General features: G+C 71.1%; 19 protein-coding genes and 2 pseudogenes. 10 read left to right on the top strand and 11 right to left on the bottom strand.

Annotation, left to right across the window (positions count from 1 at the left end; genetic code table 11):
- Window positions 1-88: 88 nt before the first annotated feature.
- The gene (locus tag ACFYYF_RS07555) at window positions 89-2,125 is read right to left on the bottom strand and encodes a thioredoxin domain-containing protein (protein WP_388772390.1); all 2,037 of its coding nucleotides are present in this window, start codon (window positions 2,123-2,125) and stop codon (window positions 89-91) included.
- Window positions 2,126-2,241: 116 nt separating this feature from the next.
- Here ACFYYF_RS07555 and ACFYYF_RS07550 point away from each other — a divergent pair, with 116 nt between their 5' ends.
- The gene (locus tag ACFYYF_RS07550) at window positions 2,242-5,436 is read left to right on the top strand and encodes a tetratricopeptide repeat protein (RefSeq protein WP_388772387.1); all 3,195 of its coding nucleotides are present in this window, start codon (window positions 2,242-2,244) and stop codon (window positions 5,434-5,436) included.
- A gap of 209 nt (window positions 5,437-5,645) precedes the next feature.
- On the opposite strand, the gene ACFYYF_RS07545 is transcribed toward ACFYYF_RS07550, so the two are convergent.
- Window positions 5,646-5,879, bottom strand: coding sequence for a hypothetical protein (locus ACFYYF_RS07545; RefSeq protein WP_388772383.1), 234 nt, complete (start codon window positions 5,877-5,879; stop codon window positions 5,646-5,648).
- Between the two features lies 1 nt (window position 5,880).
- Window positions 5,881-6,741 (bottom strand): mycothiol conjugate amidase Mca, encoded by an 861-nt coding sequence (gene mca, locus ACFYYF_RS07540; protein ID WP_361686008.1) that lies wholly within the window; start codon window positions 6,739-6,741, stop codon window positions 5,881-5,883.
- Between the two features lie 172 nt (window positions 6,742-6,913).
- Here mca and ACFYYF_RS07535 point away from each other — a divergent pair, with 172 nt between their 5' ends.
- Both ACFYYF_RS07535 and greA read left to right on the top strand, forming a co-directional pair.
- Entirely contained in the window at window positions 6,914-7,315 is a 402-nt protein-coding gene (locus ACFYYF_RS07535; protein WP_361685840.1) for a DUF4307 domain-containing protein, read from the top strand.
- A 142-nt stretch (window positions 7,316-7,457) separates the two neighbouring features.
- Window positions 7,458-7,955: a transcription elongation factor GreA gene (greA, locus tag ACFYYF_RS07530; protein WP_361685838.1), complete on the top strand. Its 498-nt coding sequence runs from the start codon at window positions 7,458-7,460 to the stop codon at window positions 7,953-7,955.
- Between the two features lie 126 nt (window positions 7,956-8,081).
- Here the strand turns inward: greA and ACFYYF_RS07525 are convergent, their stop codons facing one another.
- The 3 genes from ACFYYF_RS07525 to ilvA form a co-directional block, all read right to left on the bottom strand.
- Entirely contained in the window at window positions 8,082-8,939 is an 858-nt protein-coding gene (locus ACFYYF_RS07525) for an ABC transporter permease (RefSeq protein ID WP_365480355.1), read from the bottom strand.
- Window positions 8,936-9,970, bottom strand: a complete 1,035-nt coding sequence (locus tag ACFYYF_RS07520) for an ATP-binding cassette domain-containing protein (RefSeq protein WP_361685834.1) — start codon at window positions 9,968-9,970, stop codon at window positions 8,936-8,938. Before ACFYYF_RS07520 ends, ACFYYF_RS07525 begins: the two co-directional genes overlap by 4 nt.
- A 219-nt stretch (window positions 9,971-10,189) precedes the next feature.
- A complete protein-coding gene (ilvA, locus tag ACFYYF_RS07515) occupies window positions 10,190-11,419 on the bottom strand; it encodes a threonine ammonia-lyase (RefSeq protein ID WP_361685832.1) in 1,230 nt (409 codons plus the stop codon).
- Between the two features lie 165 nt (window positions 11,420-11,584).
- On the opposite strand from ilvA, the gene ACFYYF_RS07510 reads away from it, so the two are divergent.
- From ACFYYF_RS07510 to ACFYYF_RS07500, 3 genes are all read left to right on the top strand, one after another.
- Complete coding sequence (locus tag ACFYYF_RS07510; RefSeq protein ID WP_365480903.1) at window positions 11,585-12,091, top strand: MarR family transcriptional regulator; 507 nt, start codon at window positions 11,585-11,587, stop codon at window positions 12,089-12,091.
- 198 nt (window positions 12,092-12,289) lie between these two features.
- Window positions 12,290-12,784 (top strand): sigma factor-like helix-turn-helix DNA-binding protein, encoded by a 495-nt coding sequence (locus ACFYYF_RS07505; RefSeq protein ID WP_388772377.1) that lies wholly within the window; start codon window positions 12,290-12,292, stop codon window positions 12,782-12,784.
- Window positions 12,781-13,032 carry a hypothetical protein gene (locus tag ACFYYF_RS07500; protein WP_361685826.1) on the top strand — a complete coding sequence of 84 codons (252 nt, stop codon included), beginning with the start codon at window positions 12,781-12,783 and terminating at the stop codon, window positions 13,030-13,032. The genes ACFYYF_RS07505 and ACFYYF_RS07500 overlap by 4 nt, the downstream gene beginning before the upstream one ends.
- Before the next feature lie 452 nt (window positions 13,033-13,484).
- On the opposite strand, the gene ACFYYF_RS07495 is transcribed toward ACFYYF_RS07500, so the two are convergent.
- Window positions 13,485-14,639 carry a cystathionine gamma-synthase gene (locus ACFYYF_RS07495; RefSeq protein ID WP_361685824.1) on the bottom strand — a complete coding sequence of 385 codons (1,155 nt, stop codon included), beginning with the start codon at window positions 14,637-14,639 and terminating at the stop codon, window positions 13,485-13,487.
- Window positions 14,640-14,764: 125 nt separating this feature from the next.
- Here ACFYYF_RS07495 and ACFYYF_RS07490 point away from each other — a divergent pair, with 125 nt between their 5' ends.
- Both ACFYYF_RS07490 and ACFYYF_RS07485 read left to right on the top strand, forming a co-directional pair.
- Complete coding sequence (locus ACFYYF_RS07490; protein ID WP_388772373.1) at window positions 14,765-15,883, top strand: hypothetical protein; 1,119 nt, start codon at window positions 14,765-14,767, stop codon at window positions 15,881-15,883.
- A 121-nt stretch (window positions 15,884-16,004) separates the two neighbouring features.
- Complete coding sequence (locus ACFYYF_RS07485) at window positions 16,005-17,111, top strand: serine hydrolase domain-containing protein (protein WP_388772371.1); 1,107 nt, start codon at window positions 16,005-16,007, stop codon at window positions 17,109-17,111.
- A 44-nt stretch (window positions 17,112-17,155) separates the two neighbouring features.
- Here the strand turns inward: ACFYYF_RS07485 and ACFYYF_RS07480 are convergent.
- Window positions 17,156-17,314 (bottom strand): annotated as a pseudogene (locus tag ACFYYF_RS07480) (DUF4291 family protein); the annotation flags it as partial.
- A gap of 71 nt (window positions 17,315-17,385) precedes the next feature.
- A complete protein-coding gene (locus ACFYYF_RS07475; RefSeq protein ID WP_388772368.1) occupies window positions 17,386-17,976 on the bottom strand; it encodes a hypothetical protein in 591 nt (196 codons plus the stop codon).
- 263 nt (window positions 17,977-18,239) lie between these two features.
- On the opposite strand from ACFYYF_RS07475, the gene ACFYYF_RS07470 reads away from it, so the two are divergent.
- Window positions 18,240-18,833, top strand: a complete 594-nt coding sequence (locus ACFYYF_RS07470) for a DUF4291 domain-containing protein (protein ID WP_388772365.1) — start codon at window positions 18,240-18,242, stop codon at window positions 18,831-18,833.
- A 208-nt stretch (window positions 18,834-19,041) separates the two neighbouring features.
- On the opposite strand, the gene ACFYYF_RS07465 is transcribed toward ACFYYF_RS07470, so the two are convergent.
- Window positions 19,042-19,326 (bottom strand): hypothetical protein, encoded by a 285-nt coding sequence (locus tag ACFYYF_RS07465; protein WP_388772362.1) that lies wholly within the window; start codon window positions 19,324-19,326, stop codon window positions 19,042-19,044.
- Between the two features lie 245 nt (window positions 19,327-19,571).
- Window positions 19,572-19,850 (bottom strand): annotated as a pseudogene (locus ACFYYF_RS07460) (DUF4291 family protein); the annotation flags it as partial.
- An 86-nt stretch (window positions 19,851-19,936) separates the two neighbouring features.
- On the opposite strand from ACFYYF_RS07460, the gene ACFYYF_RS07455 reads away from it, so the two are divergent.
- Window positions 19,937-20,620 (top strand): DUF4389 domain-containing protein, encoded by a 684-nt coding sequence (locus ACFYYF_RS07455; RefSeq protein ID WP_388772361.1) that lies wholly within the window; start codon window positions 19,937-19,939, stop codon window positions 20,618-20,620.
- Window position 20,621 lies beyond the last annotated feature (1 nt).

Here is a 20,621-nt window from a genome sequence, read left to right as displayed (position 1 = left end):
GGGTTGCTCTGATGAAGAGCGTGTTTCGTCACGCTCGGTCAAATTGCCGAACTAACCGCTCTCTGGGGGTGTTTGGACCGGTTGGAGGTTACGCGTTTCGGCCGTTCAGAACCGCGCGGAGCCGGTCCGGATCGGTCGTCGGGACGTCGCAGACGAAGTTGCGGCAGACGTACGCGGCCGGCTTGCCGTCCACCAGCGGGCGCCCGGACAGCAACGGGAGTTCACCGCTCTCCGGCACCCCCACCGCGACGACGGCACCCGGCGCCGTACCCAGAAGTGCCGCACGCCGCAGCGCAGTCGTGGCCGGATCACCGCCCTCGCCCACCACCGCGACCTCCCGGGGACCGTCGAGCAGCGCCTCGGCCACCGCGAGCCCCCACCCGATGAAACGCGGCGCCCGCGGCCCGAGCGCCTTCACCACACCGAGCGCCCGCTCGGCGGCGGTGCGATGGGGCTCCGCGCCGGTCTGCGCGGCGTACGACAGCAGCGCCCCGGCCGCCGCGCTCCACCCCGAGGGCGTGGCGTTGTCGGTGGGGTCCTGCGGGCGGCGGATCAGCCGCTCCGCGTCGGCCGCCGTGTCGTACAGGGCACCCGACTCGGCGTCCGTGAACTGCGCGAGGACGTGGTCGAGCAGGAACCCGGCGAACTCCAGCCAGACCCCTTCCCCGGTCACGGACGCCAGCGCGAGGAAGCCCTCGGCGACGTCCGCGTAGTCCTCCAGCACCCCGGCATGGGCGCCGGCCCGGCCGTCCTTGCTGGTACGGGCCAGCCGCGCCCGGTCGTCCATGTGCAGCCGTACGAGGAGGTCGGCGGCGCCGATCGCGGCCTCCACCAGGTCGGGGCGGTCGAAGTAGGCGCCGGTCTCCGCGAGCGCGGCCACCGCGAGCCCGTTCCAGGCCGCCACGACCTTGTCGTCGCGCCCCGGGGCGGGACGCCCGTCCCGCGCCGCGAGCAGCCGCTCGCGAACCGAGGCGAGCCGGCCGGCGTCGAAGACCTCCTCCTGCTGCGGCAGCTGGAGGACGGAGGCACCCTCCTCGAACGTGCCCTCCTCGGTGACCCCGAAGTACCGCGCCGCGAACCCGGCGTCCGCGTCCCCCAGCACCTCACGCAACTGCGCCGGCGTCCACACGTAGTAGGCACCCTCGACGTGCCTGCCCGTACCGTCGTCACTGTCCGCGTCCAGCGCCGAGGCGAACCCGCCCTCAGCAGTGCGCAGTTCACGCACCATGAAGTCCGCGGTCTCCAACGCGACCCGCCGCGCGAGCTCGGACCCGGTGGCCCGCCACAGATGCGCGTAGACGCGACAGAGAAGAGCGTTGTCATAGAGCATCTTCTCGAAGTGCGGCACCACCCAGTCCCGGTCGACGGAATAGCGGGCGAAGCCGCCGCCGAGCTGGTCGTAGAGACCGCCGCGCGCCATCCGCTCACAGGTGTCCACGGCCATCTGCAGGGCGCCCTCGGAGCCGGTCCGCGCGTGGTGGCGCAGCAGGAACTCGATCACCATCGACGGCGGGAACTTGGGCGCGCCGCCGAATCCCCCGCGCGCCGCGTCGTAGTCCCGGGTGAGTCCGAGCAGCGCTCCGGCCAGCTCCTCCTCGCCCGGCACCCGGCTGTCCCCGAAGGACATCTCCCGCTCGGCCAGATCCCGGGTGATCTTCCCCGCGACCTCGGCGACCTCGTCGCGCCGCTCGGTCCAGGCGCTCGCCACACCCTCCAGCACCTGCCGGAAGGACGCCATGCCGTGGCGGGGCTCGGGCGGGAAGTAGGTGCCGAAGTAGAAGGGCTCGGCGTCCGGGGTCAGGAACACGGTCATCGGCCAGCCGCCCTGCCCGGTCGCCGCCTGCACCGCCTCCATGTAGACGGCGTCGACGTCCGGCCGTTCCTCACGGTCGACCTTGACGCTGACGAAGTGCTCGTTCAGATAGGCGGCCGTCGCCTCGTCCTCGAAGGACTCGTGGGCCATGACATGGCACCAGTGGCAGGCGCTGTAGCCGACGCTCAGCAGAACGGGCCGGTTGCTTCTGCGGGCCTCGTCGAAGGCCTCGGCCGACCACGGCCACCAGTCGACTGGGTTGTCGGCGTGCTGGAGCAGATACGGGGACGTCTCATCGGCCAGTCGGTTCACCCTGCCACTCTCCCACGGTGTCCCGGACGGCACGAATGATCGACGCCCCCTCGCGTTCGCGTCGTCGCCGAAGGACACTCGTAGGCCAGGGAGTTGCTGCCGGAGGGGGACGTGACATGCGGGACGGCCATCGGGCGGAGGCCGAGACGCTGTTGGTCCGGGCCGTCGAGGAGGAGGTGCGGCGCACAGGGGGGCGTGCGGACGGCAGTGCCCTGTTGTCGCGGGCGCGGGCCTCGCTCGACGCGATGGCGGAGACGGCCGCCGAGGAGTACACGGCCTACGCACGCGCGCTGGAGGAGTCCGAGGCCGGACGGCAGACCTTCGGGCAGCGCTTCGCCCGCGAGGGATCCGGAACTCCGCTGCTGGTGGCCGCGGTCGGCGCGCTCGCGGCCGTCGCCTGCGACCTGGCCCTGGGCACCGGCGCCGGCACCGCCGTCGGCACCGGCGCGACCGTGGCCGTCGCGGGCGCGACCGCCACCGTCCTCAAGGTGACCGCCGCGCACCTGCCCGCCGCGAGCCGCCGCGCCGGAGCACTGGGGCAGCCCGGCGGCCCCGAGCAGCTGCGCCTCCAGTGGCTGACGGCCCTGGAGGTACGGGGCGTACGCCCGTTCCTCGACCAGCAGCGGGTGCTCAGCGCCACCACCGGCGCCAAGAAGGGCGCCCCCCAGCTGCGGCGCACCGACAAGAGCGCGGCCGCCCGGCGGCGCAGTGTGCTGGAGCAGTCGTTCGGTCAGCTCCCGGAGCAGGAGGGCCCGTTCACCGGGCGCCGCGGCGAACTGTCACGGATCGCGCAGTGGGTCCACGCGGCCCGGGCGAGCACGGAGACGAAGCCGACCGTCGTCGTGCTGCACGGCGCCCCCGGCTCCGGCCGCAGCACCCTGGCGGTCCGGGCGGCGCACGCCCTCAAGGACCAGTTCCGCGGCGCGTGCGTGGTCGACCTGCGGGGCGACAGCCCGGACGATCCGCCGCTCACCACCCGCGACGCGCTGCTCCACCTGCTGAACCGGCTGGGCGCCCCGCGCGAACAGCTCCTCTTCCGCGAGCGTTCCTCGCAGGACCAGCAGGTCAAGCGACTGAGCGAGCTGTATCACCAGCATCTGACGGGCCTGCCCGTCACGATCGTGCTGGAGGACGCGAGCGACGCCGAGCAGGTGCGCACCCTGGTCCCCGAGCGCTCCGACAGCCTGGTCCTGGTGACCGCGCGGAAGCCTCTCGGCCTGCCCGGCGATCTGGCCGCCTGGGTGCACCAGCTCCCCGTGGAGGCGCTGGACGCGGCGGGCTCCGAGGAACTGCTGAGCGCGGCGGCCCAGGACGCGTCGGGCCCGTACGACGGCGAATCCGCCGAACGGATACGGGAGTTGTGCGGCGGCCTGCCGCTGGCCCTGCGGGTCGCGGGCTCCTCGCTCGGCCCCCGCACCCCGCGCGCCCTCGCCGGCGACCTCGCGGCGTACGGCCCGGTGGAGCCCGTGGAGCGGGTGCTGTGGCTGCGGTACACGGACCAGTCGGACATGGCGCGCCGGCTGCTGCGCCGGCTGGCCCTGGCCGGCCGGGCCTCGCTGGGCGCGGCCGCGGCGGCCTCGCTGCTGGCGACGGACGAGGCCGAGGCCGTGCGTCATCTGACCGCGCTGTCCCGGGCGGGTCTGATCGACCACGTGCGCGGCAGCCGCTACCGCCTGCACGATCTCGTCCGGACCTTCGCCGCGGCCCGTCTCCTCGACGAGGAGGAGGCCTCGGAGCGCACGGCGGCGCAGGAGCGTCTGATCGTGAACTACGCGGAGCTCGCCGACTCGGTGATCCGCCTGGTGGACGGGAAGACGTCGACGCGCGCCGACCAGTTCGGGCCGCACGGCTTCACCTCCCTGGACGCCGCGCTGCGCTGGCTGGACGACGAGTCGAGCTTCATCACGGCGGCCCTCAGACACGCGGAGGGGGTGGACCAGGCGGCGGTGCTCCATCTGCTGGGCGCCCTGTGCGACTACTGCCTGCTGCGCGGCGACCTGTACCGGCTGGGTGAGATCAGCGAGCTGACCCAGGCCGTCGACCAGGGGCTCCTGGTCCGCTCGGTGCAGTGGCGCACCGGTATCGCGGCCCGCCAGCTCGGCGAGCTGGACAAGGCGCGGACGACCCTGGCCGCGGTGGTGGACCTGTATTTCGAGGCCCATCACGACGCGGGGGCGGCGAGGGCGCTGTGCTCGCTCGGCATCACGCTGCACCACCAGGGCGGTCTCGTCGAGGCGGCGGCCAAGCTCCAGGAGGCCATGGACCTGCAGGCCTCGCCCGAGCTGGCGGCCGACCGGGCCTGGACGATGCACGCGCTCGCGGCGGTGGAGCGCGACAGGTCCCGGCTCGGCCAGGCCCTCGCGCTCCTCACCGAGGCGCTGGTCCTGCACCGCGAGAGCGGCTCGGTGCACGGCGAGGCCTGGGCCCACTTCCAGCTCGGCCAGCTCGGTCTGCGGATGGGCGACGTGCCGCGCGCGGAGCGTGAGCTGCGCGAGGCGCTCGATCTGTACGGCCGTACGCGCGACGCCCGCGGGGAGGCATGGGCGCTGACGCAGCTGGCCCGGGCGAGGCTCGTCGAGGGGGACCCGTCCGCCGCGGTCGACGGGTTGCGCCAGGCGGCGTCCCGGCATCGCGAGAACGAGGACGCGCGCGGCGAGGCCTGGACGGTCTACTACCTGGGCCAGTCCCTGGAGGAGACCGGCAGCCTGGACCAGGCGGTGCGGGAGCTGGAGCGGTCCCGGACGATGTTCTCGCGCATGCGGGACGTCTACGGGCTCGCCTGCGCCCGCCACCACTCGGCCCGTGTGACCCGCGACCAGCGTGCCGCGCAGACGGGTTCCCTGCGGAACTCGGGCTTCGCCCGTCAGCTCCTGGTCGACGCCCGGGCGGACTTCCAGCGCATCGGGGTGGCGCACGGCGAGGCGTGGACCTGCCTGGAGCTCGCCGTCGTGGACGCGGGGAACGCCCGTACCCAGCAGGCGCTGACGCTGTGCGACGAGGCCGTCGGGCTGTTCGCCTCGTACGGCGACCGCCGCGGGGAGGACTGGGCCCGCTTCCTGCGCTGCACCCTGCTCCCCTACGCGGCGCCGGGCGGTCACGAGGTGGGTGCCGCGGTGGCCTTGGAGGAGTTGTCGCAGCTCGGCCGGGCCGGCCACGCCACCCGTGACGGCAGGCTGGACGACTTCATCGGGGCGTACCGGCTGCTGCTGGAGCGGGGGGTGGATCTGGACGCCGGCTGGCAGGCGTGGCGCCTGGGCATGGTGCCGGGCCGACACGCCCGCGACGTGATGGGCGTACCGGTGACGACGTGAGGCGGCCGGTCCCGCGGGGGCATGCCGAAGCCCGGTGTGCGCCCGCGGGGCTCACACCGGGTCGGCGGTCGTGCCTTGTGGTCCGGCGGAGGCCGGAGGCACCGCCGGGCTCGTGACCTGGGCCCCGCGGGTGCCGTGGTCAGGAGTCCCGCGGGTGCCGGTGCAGGGTCCCGCGGCGGGTGCCCACCGGACCCCTCGCGGGCGCCCTCTCAGCCCTTCGCGGGAGCGGTCCCGCCGGAGCCGTCGGCGGACACCGCCTTGTTCTCGGGGTCCTGCTCGAAGTCGACCTTGCCCATGTGCTTGCTCATGGACTTCATCAGGCCCCAGACGGCCAGGGCCATCACCGCGAAGACGATGAAGCCGAGGACGCCGGGGGTGACCTTGTTCTCGTCGACCTCCTTGGCGAGGGGGACGAGGTGCGTCAGTGCCAGGCTTGCGCTCATGTCAGGCATTGTCGCGGATGCCCGCAAAGAGGTCGTCCTCGGGGAGGGATGTGTCCACGAGCGACTTCGCGAGCTCGTACTCCTCGGTCGGCCAGACCTCCCGCTGGATGTCCATGGGGACCTTGAACCAGCCGCCGTCGGGGTCGATCTGCGTGGCGTGCGCGATCAGCGCCTTGTCGCGGATCTCGAAGAAGTCCGCGCACGGAACGTGCGTGGTCAGCGTGCGCTCGGTGCGCTCGAACTCGCTCCAGCGCTTCAGCCAGTCCCCGTACGGCGACTCCATCCCGCGGTCCAGGAGCGCGTGGTGCAGCGCCTCGGTGCGCGGGCGGTTGAAGCCCTGGTTGTAGTAGAGCTTCTGCGGCTGGTAGGCCGGTCCGAACTCGGACTCCGGGTACTTCTCGGTGTCCGTGGCGCCCTCGAAGGCCACCATCGTGATCTTGTGGGTCATGATGTGGTCGGGGTGCGGGTAGCCACCGTTCTCGTCGTACGTGGTGATCACCTGCGGGCGGAACGAACGGATCTGCTTGACGAGCTCGCCGGCCGCCTTGTCGACGTCCTCCAGGGCGAAGCAGCCCTCGGGAAGCGGCGGCAGCGGGTCGCCCTCGGGAAGACCCGAGTCGACGAAGCCGAGCCACTCCTGCTTGACGCCGAGGATCTCGCGGGCCTCGTCCATCTCCTTCTTGCGTACCTCGTGGATGTTCTCCTCGATGTACTTGTCGCCCTGAAGCTTGGGATTGAGGATGGAGCCGCGCTCCCCGCCCGTGCAGGTCACGACCAGCACGTCCACCCCCTCGGACACGTACTTCGCCATGGTGGCCGCACCCTTGCTCGACTCGTCGTCGGGGTGGGCGTGCACGGCCATCAGTCGCAGCTGGTCAGTCAAGACTCAATCCTCGGTCGTTCGGCTGTCGCCCCAGTGGGTCGGCTGTCGGCGCCCGGCGTGATTCCGCGCTGCGGGCGGCTTCTATAGTGACGGAATCGGGGGGCGATTAATTCCGGGGTCCGGTCCGGTGACCCCAGCCGAGAGGACGATCATGAGTACGTCGAGCACGCGCCTGCCCGAGGGCCGTTACGGCCGCTCCGCGGACGAGCGCGCCGACCGGAAGCTCAGGATCGTCGGCGGCGTCCTCGGTGTCGTCCTGATCGGCGTGGTCGGCTGGTTCGGCTACGACTACATCGCCGGGTCCAAGATCAGCGCGCAGGTGATCACCTTCAAGGCGGTCTCGGACCGCGCGGTCGAGGTGCACCTGGAGGTGCACAAGGACGCCGGTACGAAGGGTTACTGCACCCTGCGTTCGCAGGACGCCGACGGCCTGGAGGTGGGCCGCGCGGACTTCCGCTTCGACCAGGACTCCTCCCGCCTCGACAAGGTGGTCACCCTGCGTACGACGGCCCGGGGCACCACGGCGGAACTCCTCGGCTGCCACGCGGGCTGACCAGCGTTGATGCAATTCTGATGTCTTATGTCCTCCCCTCAGAGCCGCTGAATTGTTAGGCTCGTGGTTTCGCCCACCCGTGAGAGAACATGCTTCTGGGTAGGGCGATGCTTTGTATTCCCAGTACCTACGAGGAGCACCTGTGACCCAGACCAGTGAGAACGTCACCTGGCTGACCCAGGAGGCGTACAACCAGCTGAGGGCCGAGCTGGAGTACCTGTCTGGTCCTGCGCGCACGGAGATCGCCGCCAAGATCGCGGCCGCGCGCGAGGAGGGCGACCTGCGCGAGAACGGCGGGTACCACGCGGCCAAGGAAGAGCAGGGCAAGCAGGAGCTCCGTGTGCGCCAGCTGACCCAGCTCCTGGAGAACGCCAAGGTGGGCGAGGCTCCCGCGGCGGACGGCGTGGTCGCACCGGGCATGATCGTGACCATCGCCTTCGACGGCGACGAGGACGACACCCTGGACTTCCTGCTCGGCTCCCGCGAATACGCGAGCTCCGACATCGAGACGTACTCTCCGCAGTCGCCGCTGGGCGCCGGAGTGAACGGCAAGAAGGTCGGCGAGGACGCCCAGTACGAGCTGCCCAACGGCAAGCTCGCCTCGGTGAAGATCCTCAAGGCCGAACCGCACCGGGGCTGATCCCGGGACCAGCGACGACGATGCCCCCGGCAGCACGCCGGGGGCATCGTCATGTCCGCGTCGATCGCGTCCCGTCAATCGCGTCCCGTCGATCGCGTCCCTTTCACGCGGTCGCCGGGCGGGACCTCACGCCGTCGCCGAGCGGTACTTGCGGACGGCGAGCGTCCGGAAGATCACCACGATCAGGACGGAGTAGATCACCGAGGCCCAGACGGGGTGCTGCATGGGCCAGGCCTCGGACGTCGACACGCCGGGGTTGGCGAACAGCACCCGGCATGCCTGCACGGTGGCGCTGAACGGGTTCCAGTCGGCGACATGGCGGAGCCAGGGGGTCATGTTGCTGGTGTCCACGAACGCGTTCGAGATGAACGTGACCGGGAAGAGCCAGATCAGCCCGCCGGAGGTGGCCGCCTCGGGCGTCCGCACGGACAGGCCGATGAGCGCGCCGATCCAGGTGAACGCGTACCCGAGGAGGAGCAGCAGCCCGAAGGCCCCGATGACGCGGAACGCGTCGGTGCTGCCGTTCGAGCCGACCCGCCAGCCGACCAGTACGGCGACCACCGCGAGGACCAGCAGGGTCAGCGCGGTCTGCACGAGGTCGGCCAGGGTGCGGCCGGTGAGCACCGCGCCCCGCGCCATGGGCAGCGACCGGAAGCGGTCGATGAGGCCCTTGTGCATGTCGTCCGCGATGCCCGCGCCGGCGCCCGCGGTCGCGAAGGTGACCGTCTGGGCGAAGATGCCGGCCATCAGGAAGTTCGTGTACGCGGTGGCGCTGGTGCTGCCGCCGATCTTCATGGACCCGCCGAAGACGTACGTGAACAGCACCACGAACATGATCGGCTGGATCAGTCCGAAGATGACCATCTCCGGGATCCTGGACATTCTGATCAGGTTCCGTCTGGCGATGACCAGGGAGTCCCGGATGGACTGGTAGACCGGGTTCGAGGGTGCCGTGACCTGCACGGCGTCGCTGACGGCGCTCACTTCACGGCCTCTTTCCCGCTCTTGTCGGTCCGGGCGTCCTTGCCCTTGGTGCCCCGGCCGTCCGCCCGGCCGTCGTCCTCCGCCGCCTTCTCCTCGGCCACGTGGCCGGTGAGCGAGAGGAAGACGTCGTCCAGGGTGGGGCGGCGCAGGCCGATGTCGTCGATCTCGATGCCGCGGACGTCCAGCTCGCGGATCACCTCCGCGAGGAGCTTGGCGCCGCCGGTGACGGGCACGGTGAGCTTGCGGGTGTGTTCCTCGACCGTCGTCTCGCCCTTGCCGAAGCCGGCCAGCACCTCGGATGCGGTCGCGATGTGCTCGCGCTCGTGCACGACGACCTCGACGCGCTCGCCGCCGGTCCGCGCCTTGAGCTCGTCCGCGGTGCCGCGGGCGATGACGCGGCCGTGGTCGACGACGCAGATGTCGTGCGCCAGGTGGTCGGCCTCCTCGAGGTACTGGGTGGTCAGCAGCAGGGTCGTACCGCCGGAGACGAGCTGCTTGATGACGTCCCACAGCTGCTGGCGGTTGCGCGGGTCCAGACCGGTCGTGGGCTCGTCCATGAACATCACCGGGGGCGACACGACCAGGGCCGCCGCGAGGTCCAGACGGCGCCGCATGCCGCCCGAGTACGTCTTCGCGGTGCGGTCGGCGGCGTCGGCGAGGTTGAACTGCTCCAGGAGCTCGTCCGCGCGGACCTTCGCGGCCTTGGCCCGCATCTGGTAGAGCTGGCCGACCATCTGGAGGTTCTCGCGGCCGGTCAGGTATTCGTCGACCGCCGCGAACTGTCCGGACAGGCCGACCCTGCGCCGGACCGCGTCGGGGTCCTTGAGCACGTCGACGCCCGCGACGACGGCCTTGCCGCTGTCGGGGCGCAGCAGGGTGGTCAGACAGCGGACCGCGGTCGTCTTGCCCGCGCCGTTCGGCCCGAGCAGGCCGAGCACGGTGCCTTCCGGGACATCGAGGTCGACGCCGTCCAGAGCCCTTACGTCACCGAAGGTCTTCACCAGGCCTTCGGCGTAGATGGCGCCTGGCATGAGTGTTCTCCACGTCGTTGGGGATTTTCGGATGTGCGCGTGTTTTTCGGCTGTGCGCGTGCTTTCGGATGTGCGCGTACTGGGGACCTGTGCACGACGAGAAACTCATCGGCCCGGCCCCGCCGACGCCGATCCGACACCCACCGTAACGCGATGTATCGCGTCACTCAATGGATTTTCCCCGAGTGGGACGACCGGGCTCCGCGGACGGCTCCGGCGTCAGTCGATGACCGTGTACCCCGCCTCGCGCAGCGCCGCGTTCACCTCGGCGCAGTGCTCGTGCCCCTTGGTCTCCAGGTGCAGCTCGACCTCCACCTCCGTGAGCCCGAGCCGCGGATCGGTCCGTACGTGGCTCACATCGAGGACGTTAGCGTCCGCCACTGACAACACCCCGAGAAGCGTGGCCAGGGCGCCGGGCCGGTCGGTGAGCCGCAGCGTGACCGCCAGGTAGCGGCCGCCCGCGGCCATGCCGTGCCGCAGGATGCGCTGCATCAGCAGCGGATCCACGTTCCCGCCCGACAGCAGCGCCACGACCGGCCCCTCGAAGGCGCCGGGGTCGCGCAGCAGGGCCGCGACGGAACTCGCGCCGGCCGGTTCGACGACCAGCTTGGCGCGCTCCAGGCACAGCAGCAGCGCGCTGGACAGGTCGTTCTCGGAGACCGTACGGACCTCGTCGACCAGCTCCTCGACCAGCCGGAACGGCACGTCGCCGGGGCGGCCGACCTTGATGCCGTCGGCCATCGTGGCCGGGTTCTCGACCGACATCGGCCGCCCGGCCGCGAGCGAGAGCGGATAGGCCGCCGCGCCCTCCGCCTGCACACCGATGATCCGTACGTCCGGGCGCAGCGACTTCACGGCGAGGGCCACGCCCGCCGCGAGCCCGCCGCCGCCGATCCCGAGGACGATCGTGCGCACCTCCGGGCACTGCTCCAGGATCTCCAGGCCGACCGTGCCCTGCCCCGCGATGACGTCGGGGTGGTCGAAGGGGTGGATGAACACCGCGCCGGTCCGCCGCGCGTACTCCTGCGCGGCGGCCAGGGTCTCGTCGACCACCTGCCCGTGCAGCCGCACCTCGGCGCCGTACTCGCGGGTGGCCGCGACCTTGGGCAGCGGGGCGCCGTTCGGCATGAACACGGTGGACCGCACCCCGAGCAGCGAGGAGGCGAGCGCGACGCCCTGCGCGTGGTTGCCCGCGCTCGCGGCGACGACACCCGCGGCGCGCTCCTCCGGCAGCAGGCCCGCGATCCGCACGTACGCGCCGCGCAGCTTGAACGATCCCGTCCGCTGCAGGTTCTCGCACTTGAACTGCACCGGCGCGCCCACGAGCTGCGACAGATACCTGCTGCCCTCCATCGCGGTCACCCGCGCGACACCCGAGAGCATCTTCTGCGCGCCGCGCACGTCGTCGAGAGTCACACTGGGAAAGGAGTCAGCCGTGCTGTAGCTCATGACCGTCAGTCTCGCAGTTCACGCGGGCGCACTCCCGTGGTGACCACGCTCCGAGACTCGGTTTGCGCAGCGCCGGTACGGCCCGCGCCCCGGCCGCGTAACCTGTCCCCCAACCCAGCTCCCCACGCATGAATTGAGCCCCCGGCCATGCCCACTACACCAGAGATGTCGATGGACATGACGACCGTCGGTGACACCGGTCTTCTCGAAGCCCTTCAGCACGAGGTCGCGGTCTTCGCGCGCCGCGCGGAACAGACCCGGCTCGGCGGGGTGGGGCAGGTGCGCAACTCCATGGACCGGGCCGCCTACCTGCTGCTGAACCGCCTGGACAAGGAAGGCCCGATGGGCGTCAAGGCGCTCGCGGCGAGCATGGGGATCGACTCCTCGACGGTGACACGGCAGGTCGCGCCGCTGGTCGACACGGGGCTCGTCAAGCGCACCTCGCACCCCGAGGACGGGCGCGCCGTGGTGCTCCAGCTGTCCCCGCGCGGTCAGTCCCGGCTCGACGAAGTGCGCACCTCCCGGCGTCAGTTGATGGCCGAGCTGACACACGATTGGGCGCCGGAGGAGCGCGAGGCGTTCTGCGCGCTCCTCACCCGCTTCAACGGCGCGCTCTCCGCCCGCCAGGCGGCCCAGGGCCTGCCGGCGCCGGAGGCCGAGCCGGCTTCCTGAGCCGCGCCGGGGGCGGGCGGTGGACGGCACCCGGGGCCCGGGGTGTCCGCCGCCCGGCACGCGCGCGTGCATGTGCTCCGAACTCTTGACCGGAAGGTACCGCCTGGCCTCATATGAGACCGGGTCCTCGTCGTACGGGGTGCGACGGGTCGCACGCGGCCGCGGGCCTTCTCAAGGTCACCTCAGGCGGGAGGCAGGGTGCGAGAACGACGTGCCTCCCAAGGCGTTCGCCGGGCCCGGGAGTTCGAGGCGTTCGTGGCCGGTGCGGCGGGGCGGCTGCTGCACACCGCCACGCTGCTCACCGCGGAGCCCCGGGACGCCAACCCGCGCGCGCGGCGGCTGCTGACCCAGTCCCTCGCCCACACGTACGCCTCCTGGGACCGGCTGCACGGGGAGGACCCCTACGACAGCGCCCGCCGGCAGCTGGCCGCGCGCTTCCAGCGCACCGCCTGGCACCAGTACGGGAGCTTCGGTCGGCGGCGCACCTCCCCGGACCACGTCCTGGCCGCCCTCACGCCCCAGGAACGGCTGATCCTCGTCCTCAGGCTGTACGAGGGAGTGGCCGAGGAACAGGCGGCGGCGCTGCTCGGGCTCCCCGCGGAACGGCTGCGGGCGATCTGCGCCCGCGCCATGGCGACGCTGCTGCATCCGCCCCGCGGCCCGGCGCAGGCCCTGGAGGTGGCGCCGTCGTGAATCTGTCGGAGCGCGAGGCGACCGTGCGGCGGATGCTGGAGCAGACACCCGCGCCCGTGGTGCCGCCCGACCTGTACGGCGAGGTCGTACGCCGCGGCAGGCGTGTGCAGCGCCGTGCGAGGGCGGTGCGGCGGCTGCTGTGGCTGGCGCTGCTCGGCGCGGTCGTCGTCTTCGCCGTCTGGGCGGCGACGGCCCGCCCCTGGGTGGAGCCGCCCTCGGAGACGACTCCACCACTGACGGGTTGGTGACCGGGTCTCGCGGCCGACTGGCGGGGGACCCGGATCTCGACACTGACCGGCAGGTGACGGTCCAGCCGCCGACCTGCAGGTGACCCGGGTTCGCGTCCGACCGGACCGATGACCGGGGCTCGCGGCCGATCAGGCGGGCGGGCAGGCGCCCAAATCTCGCAGCTGACCGGGCGGATGACCGTCTCGCTGAGCGACGGATGACCGGTCTCGCCGCCGACCGGGCGGGCGGATCGCACCCCTGACCGGCGGGGGACCCGGATCTCGATGCTGACCGGGCGGTGGGTGACGGTCCGGTCGTCGGCCGGGCGGCGGGTGACCGGTCCGCGACCCTGACGGGCCCGTGACATGGCACCGCCGCCCACGCCGGTGGTGCGGCGCGCGGGCGGCGGTGTCGGTTGTTCTGTGTTCCAAGGGCGGGCGGTGCCGGGGGCCCGGGAGCCGCCGCCCTCCGCTCAGCCCAGGGCCTGCTGCAGGTCCTGGAGGAGGTCGTCGACGTTCTCGATGCCCACGGAGAGACGGACGAGGTCGGCGGGGACCTCCAGCGCCGAACCGGCGGCCGAGGCGTGCGTCATGCGTCCCGGGTGCTCGATCAGGGACTCCACCCCGCCCAGCGACTCACCGAGCGTGAACACCTTGGCGCGGTTGCAGACCTCGACGGCCGCCTCCTCGCCGCCCTCGACCTGGAAGGAGACCATGCCGCCGAACGCCTTCATCTGCTTGGCGGCGATCTCGTGACCGGGGTGCTCCGGGAGACCGGGGTAGAGAACACGCGTCACGCGCGCGTGCCGGGTGAGCATGTCGGCGATCCGGCCCGCGTTCTCGCTGTGCCGGTCCATGCGCACGGAGAGCGTCTTCGTGCCGCGCAGCACCAGCCAGGAGTCGAAGGGCCCGGCGACCGCGCCCATCGCGTTCTGGTGGTACGCCAGCTCCTCGCCGAGTTCCTGGTCACCGGTGATCAGCGCGCCGCCCACGACGTCCGAGTGGCCGCCCATGTACTTGGTCAGGGAGTGCACGACGACGTCCGCGCCGAGCGCGAGCGGCTGCTGGAGGTAGGGGGTCGCGAAGGTGTTGTCGACGACGAGCCGGGCGCCCGCCTCGCGCGCGATCTGCGCGACCACGGCGATGTCGGTGATGCCGAGGAGAGGGTTGGAGGGCGTCTCGACCCAGACGACCTTGGTCTTCGGGGTCAGTGCGGCCCGTACGGACTCGGGGTCGCTGGTGTCGGCCACCGACCATTCCACACCCCACCGGGAGACGACCTTGGCGAAGAGCCGGAAGGTGCCGCCGTACGCGTCGTTGGGGATCACCACGTGGTCACCGGGGCTGAGCAGCGTACGCAGCAGGCAGTCCTCGGCCGCGAGTCCCGACGCGAAGGCGAGACCGCGGCGGCCGCCCTCCAGGGCTGCGAGGTTCTCCTCCAGTGCGGTCCTGGTGGGGTTGGCGCTGCGGCTGTACTCGTAGCCGCCGCGCAGGCCGCCGACGCCGTCCTGCTTGTAGGTGGAGACCTGGTAGATCGGCGGGACGACCGCTCCCGTGAGGGGATCGGCGGTGTTGCCCGCGTGGATCGCGAGCGTCTCGAAATGCTGACTGATGTGCCTGTCGCTCATGAGTCCCGAGCGTAGTGCTCCCCGCGGGTTCGTGACGGCGTACACCCCTCGGCGGAGCGGACCTTCGCCCACAGCGTGACGGACCGGGTTGGCCAATTGTCCGACCGGTCTGGTTCGCTTGAGGCATGCAGATTCTCTGGGTCCTGATGGCGCTGGCCATGTTCAGCATGGTCCTGCTGCCGGTGTTCCGGCGCAGGCGCTCCGGTATACAGCTCGTCACGCCCGGTGACCCGGACGCCGCGGACCCGGCGAACTACGGCTTCCTGCGCCAGGAGGAGCTGGACATCCGCATGCCGGGACCGGACGCGGACCTGCTGAACGTCCTGGACGTGGTGCAGCGGACCCAGGACTACCGCGCGGCCTCGCAGCTCCTGGCCGGCACGGAGACCGAGGGGGAGCTCCGCTGGCAGCGGGTGCAGGCCTTCGCGGGCGCCGCGTCGCTGGAGCTCCAGCAGCGGCCCGGCGGGGTGAGCGAGACGCCCGGCGGACAGTGGCTGCGGGTGTGGCGTGCCGAGGCCCCCAAGGACGCGGGCGGCGCCGCGGTGCACGCCGAGTTCCTGGTGCAGCAGGCCTGGCGGACGTCGACGCCGGGAACCGACGACTTCCGGATCATCATGGAGGAGGCGCGGTCCGCGTGCGGCGACGCGGCACTGCTGGCCCCCGGTGACCCGATCCCGTACGTCGTCGAGCTGTCCGTGGCCCGTGGACTGAACTACTCCCAGCCGGAGTTCGAGAAGCTCTGGCTGAAGATCCTGGACCGCGCGCCCTCCCACATGGGAGCGCATCTGGCGGCCCTGCACTACTGGTGCGAGAAGTGGCACGGCTCGCGGGAGACGGCGTACGCGTTCGCGGAGGCCGCGGCGGCACGCGCCCCGGAGGGCTCCCTCCTCGCGGCGATGCCGCTGTTCGCGGTCTTCGAGCACCTTCCCGAGGTGAACCTGGTCCGCGGCTTCTACCAGAGCGAGGTCGTGACCAAGGCCGTCCACGGCGCGCTGTACGCGGTCCACGCGGCCCGCCCCGACGACCCGATGCTCGCCCACGTCCGCCATCTGCTGATCTGCTTCCTGGTCCGCGGCGAGCGCTGGTCCGAGGCGATGAACCAGCTCGTGCACGTGGACGGCCACGTCGGCGCCCTGCCCTGGACGCTGAGCGCCGACCCGGCCTCGGACTACGCGATATACCGCGCGCTGGCGGTGGCGGGATACGAGGCCAACGGCGGCAGCCCGGCGACGCTGTCGCACTGACGGCGCCGCGCGAGGCGAGAGCCCGCGGTCACCCCGGTGCGCCAGGGTGCCTGCGGGCCGGGGTGACCGCGGGCCCGGGGATACGGTTGCCTTCGCGGCACCCCCGGGCTACAAACCACACATGGCCGACATCCAGGGCTCGTACGACGACCTCTTCATCGCTGTGCCCAACGCCTTGTCCACGATGCTGGACGAGGGCGACGCCGGTGCCTCGGTGGCCGTCTTCGTGGACGGCGAACCGGTGGTGGACGTCTGGGGCGGCTTCGCCGACGCCGGCCGTACGGTCCCGTGGCAGCGGGACACGATCACCAACGTCTGGTCCGTGACGAAGACGATGACGTCGCTGTGCGCGCTCGTCCTGGTCGACCGGGGCGAGCTCGACCTGGACGCTCCGGTCGGCCGCTACTGGCCGGAGTTCGCCGGGGCGGGCAAGGAGAAGGTGCTGGTGCGGCACGTGCTCGCGCACACCGCGGGCCTGCCGGACTGGGACGGAACGGTCGGGGACCTGTACGACTGGCCGTCCGTGACGGCACGCCTGGAGGCGCAGACCCCGCAGTGGGAGCCGGGCACCGCGGCCGGGTACCACTCGCTGACCCATGGGTTCCTGGTGGGCGAGCTGGTCCGCCGGATCACGGGCCGCACCGTGGGCGAGTTCTTCGCGCGGGAGGTGGCGGGCCCGCTGGGCGCCGACTTCCACATCGGGCTGTCCGCCGAGGACGACCACCGGGTGGCCCTCACGATCCCGCCGCCCGGCCGGGACGAGGACTACACCGCGAGCGCGCCCGGCGGCACGGACCCGGTCACCACGACCGCGAGCGTACGGGTCCGTGACGGCAACGGCGTGGCCTGGCGCCGCGCGGAGATCCCCGCGGCGAGCGGCTTCGGCAACGCCCGCTCGGTCGCCCTCGTGCAGTCGGTCATGGCCTGCGACGGAGCGGTGCGCGGCACCCGGCTCCTGTCACCGGCGGGCTGCGGGCTCGCGCGGCGGGAGCAGTTCAGCGGCGAGGACCGCCGGCTGGGCATGCCCGTCCGCTGGGGCCTCGGCTACGGCCTGTTCGACACCGGCCTCGGCTGGGGCGGCTGGGGCGGTTCCCTGGTCGTGGTCGATCCCGGACACCGGATGGCGGTGGCCTACGTGACCCACGCGATGCGCGAACCGTCGAACGACCAGCGGGGCATGGAACTGCTTGCGGCCGCCTACGACGCCCTCCAGGCCCCGCCCCCCTGACGGACACCCACCGGCCCTCGTTCTCCCCTGCCACTCAGGAACTCATCGGGATGCAGTCCGCGGACGTAATGCGACAGGCAGGCATGACGCAGCGCCCAGTCGAAGCCGTCACGCGTGATCTCGACGGCGAGGACGGTCTCCTGTCCCCCCTTCGTCCCCCATCCGGAGCGGTACATCATCCACAGGAAACTGGGCTTGATCCACCACGCAAGCCGCGCGCATAGACCTTTGCAGCAGGTTCAAGGGGCCGACCGGACGGATGGAGCTGATCCCGTCACCAGCCGACCTGTGCGTCTCCCAGCACGGTGCTGCCGAGGTGTGCGGCGAGTTTCTCCGCCCGTGGAAGATCGCCCCATTTGCCCACATGGACAAAAACGGTGTGGTGGTCGGCCGGCTGAGACAAGTGGACATCGTCGCCGTTGAAGACGACTTCCACGCCGTCGTAATTGGCGGCGCCGGGCAGCTCCGCCTCGGCGTCGTCCGGCCATCTGCCGCCCCAGCCGATCGAAGCCATTCCTTTCCCAACGGCCCGCACGAACTGCTCCTCCACGGTGCCTGGTCGAACGTAGTGCAGGACTTCCAGGGGCAGTTCTGGCTCCAGCGTGGAATCCTCCGCGGTGGCGATCGCCAGGTTGAACTCCGTGTAGTCGTGTGTCACGGGGTCCCTCCGGGGGTGGACGTAGCAGAACTCGGCATCGGGAAGCACCGCCGCCATCCGTCGTGTGTCCTCGACAGTCAGCATGTCGGCCATCAGGATCACCTCGTCGTCGTGCTCCTCCAGCAGAGCTTTCAGGCGCAGCGCCTGCGTCCATGCCTCGACGGCGTCGCTGGTGCGGAAGACGGGATACGCCCGCGAATTACCCATGTGCCCCACTCTCACACTGGGCAAGAATGCGGTGCTATCGGATTCTGCCGGGGCGTCCTGTCAGCTTCGGCACTGTGAGGGTCGCGATGCTCGACCCTCTGAGGTCCGCCGCCTTGCGGTCACGTCGGTGCCTCGCGTGCGGCATTGCCAAGATGTCGCTCAATGCGCCGGACGCGATTGGGCTCGCACAGGCGACTGTTGGATTGAGCAGCGGGTGGAAAATCGGTGGTCCGTCGAGCCGGCCTGGGCCCACGCTGTACGCCATGGAAGAACCGCTCCGCAGGATCCGCGCGCTCCACACGGCGTCCACGATCACCGTCTATCAGGCCTACCGCCCGGAGATCGGCGGCCCCGCCGCCCGAAAGGGCCGTTTCCCCGCCGCGTGGAAGCCCGACCGCATGACGTGGATCAAGCCCAGTTTCCTGTGGATGATGTACCGCTCCGGGTGGGGGACGAAGGAGGGACAGGAGACCGTCCTCGCCGTCGAAATCACGCGTGACGGCTTCGACTGGGCGCTGCGCAACGCGTGCCTGTCGCACTACGTCCGCGGACTGCATCCCGATCGCAGCGCCTGGCAGCGTGACCTCAAGCGCGCTCCGGCCCGCGTCCAGTGGGATCCCGAACGCGATCTGCACCTGCGTCCCCTGCCGTACCGCTCGCTGCAACTGGGGCTCTCGGGCGAGGCGTCCGCGCGGTACGCGGACGAGTGGATCGTGTCCATCAGTGACGTAACCCCGCTCGCCCACGAGATCCATGCACTCGTCAAGGACGGAGACCTGGACGCGGCGAGCCGACTGCTTCCCCAAGAGCAGGAATACCCCGCCGGTGACGAACTCCTGGCCCACCTGAGCTCCTGACCGGCAGCAGGGGCACAACCGCCGGGACCACCAACGGGCCGCACGCGGCAAAGGTCTGCGAACGCTGCTTGATGATCCACGTCAAGCAGCGTTCACAGACGTCATTGCTGCCGACGCGCCTCGCGGGATCAATGATGTGACGGGCGACCGCGTGGGCACTGCGGGCCTGTACGACCCTGGAGGTTTCATGCGGCCGGTCCGCACGCCGTCATGCGGAAGCCACTACCTCGCCGGCCATGACGTGGGGAGGATTGGGGAGCAGTGACGCAAGGTTGTCCCGCACGAAGTCCGCGGCCCTCGAGATCGATTCCTCGGCACCGGCCTGGTCCTGGAAGACGCTGGTCGAGACCATCACGCCGTCCCCGGCATCGATCCAGTAGTAGGCCACGAAGCCGGGGACCCGGCGCATGAGTGCCACGAACCCCTCGTTCACGAGACGTGCCGCCTCGGCCGAATCGGTCACCCCTTCGTACCGCCGGACTGCTGCGTACATCGCCAAGCTCCTCACGGCGTTCCGGGTTCGTTCCCTGCCGAGACGTCGTACCCCTGCGGCGGCCGCCTGGCTCATGAGACGTCCGGCAGTCACCTGAAGGGCCGCCTCGGGTGATCCGAACGGCGGCCGCCGGCCTGGACACACGACCCTGCGCATGTCTGCCACGAGACGGCCTCGACGTGAAGTGGAACAGCCTCGGACGGTGACTGCCCTCAGCACGGAAGAGGCTGTGAACGCTGCATGATGATCCACGTCACGCGGTCGGGCTTCCACGCGGCGGGGAAACGGTCCTTGCGGGCGGCGGGGGCGCCGATCTCCGGGCGGTAGGCCTGATAGACGGTGATCGTGGAGTCCGTGTGGGCCGCGCGGATCTGACGTTGCGGTTCTTCCATGAGGTACGGCGTGGGCCCGGCCGGCTCGGGTGACCACCGATTTTCGACCCGGCGTTCGATCCGACGAGGCACTCGGGCGGGCGGAGGCACCCGAGTCGCGGCCCTCCTTCTCGCGTGCGAGCCTGAATTCATGATCAGGCGAACGCCTGTCTGCCCGTTCGGGTGAGGGCAGCTGTGGATGGCCGCCGGGCGGGGACGCCCGAAAGGAGTTTGGCCACATGATTCCTGGCACCGCGTCATCCGTACGAGTCGAGGCGTTCGTCGATCCCCGGCTGTCCAGGTGGATGTGGCTGGTGAAGTGGTTCCTGGCCATCCCGCACTACATCGTGCTGTTCTTCCTGTGGATCGCGTTCTCCGTCGTGACCTTCGTCGCGTTCTTCGCCATCCTGTTCACCGGCCGCTATCCCCGGTCCCTCTTCGACTTCAATGTCGGCGTGCTGCGCTGGAACTGGCGTGTCGGCTATTACGCCCACACCGCGCTCGGCACCGACCAGTACCCCCCTTTCACCCTCGCGGACGTACCCGACTACCCGGCGCGTCTCGACGTCGCCTATCCCGAGCGCCTCTCGCGCGGTCTGGTCCTGGTGAAGTGGTGGCTGCTGGCCATCCCGCAGTACATCGTCGTCGGGATCCTGGTCGGCGGCTGGGGCTGGGGCGACGAGGACAGCTGGCGCGGCGTCGGCCTGATTCCCTTTCTCTCCCTGGTCGCCGTGATCATCCTGACGTTCACCGGCCGGTACCCGGCTCACCTCTTCGACTTCCTGCTCGGCCTGGTCCGCTGGGTCGCACGGGTAGCCGCCTACGCCGCGCTGATGACCGACGAGTACCCGCCCTTCCGCCTCGACCTGGGCGGCCGGGAATCCCCTCTCACGAAGATCCCGCCGACCGAATCCCCTCGGTAGT

Source organism: Streptomyces sp. NPDC001914 (assembly GCF_042891215.1).
In the GTDB taxonomy this organism is placed as follows: Bacteria; Actinomycetota; Actinomycetes; order Streptomycetales; family Streptomycetaceae; genus Streptomyces.
This window is presented reverse-complemented; position numbering and strand designations above follow the sequence as displayed.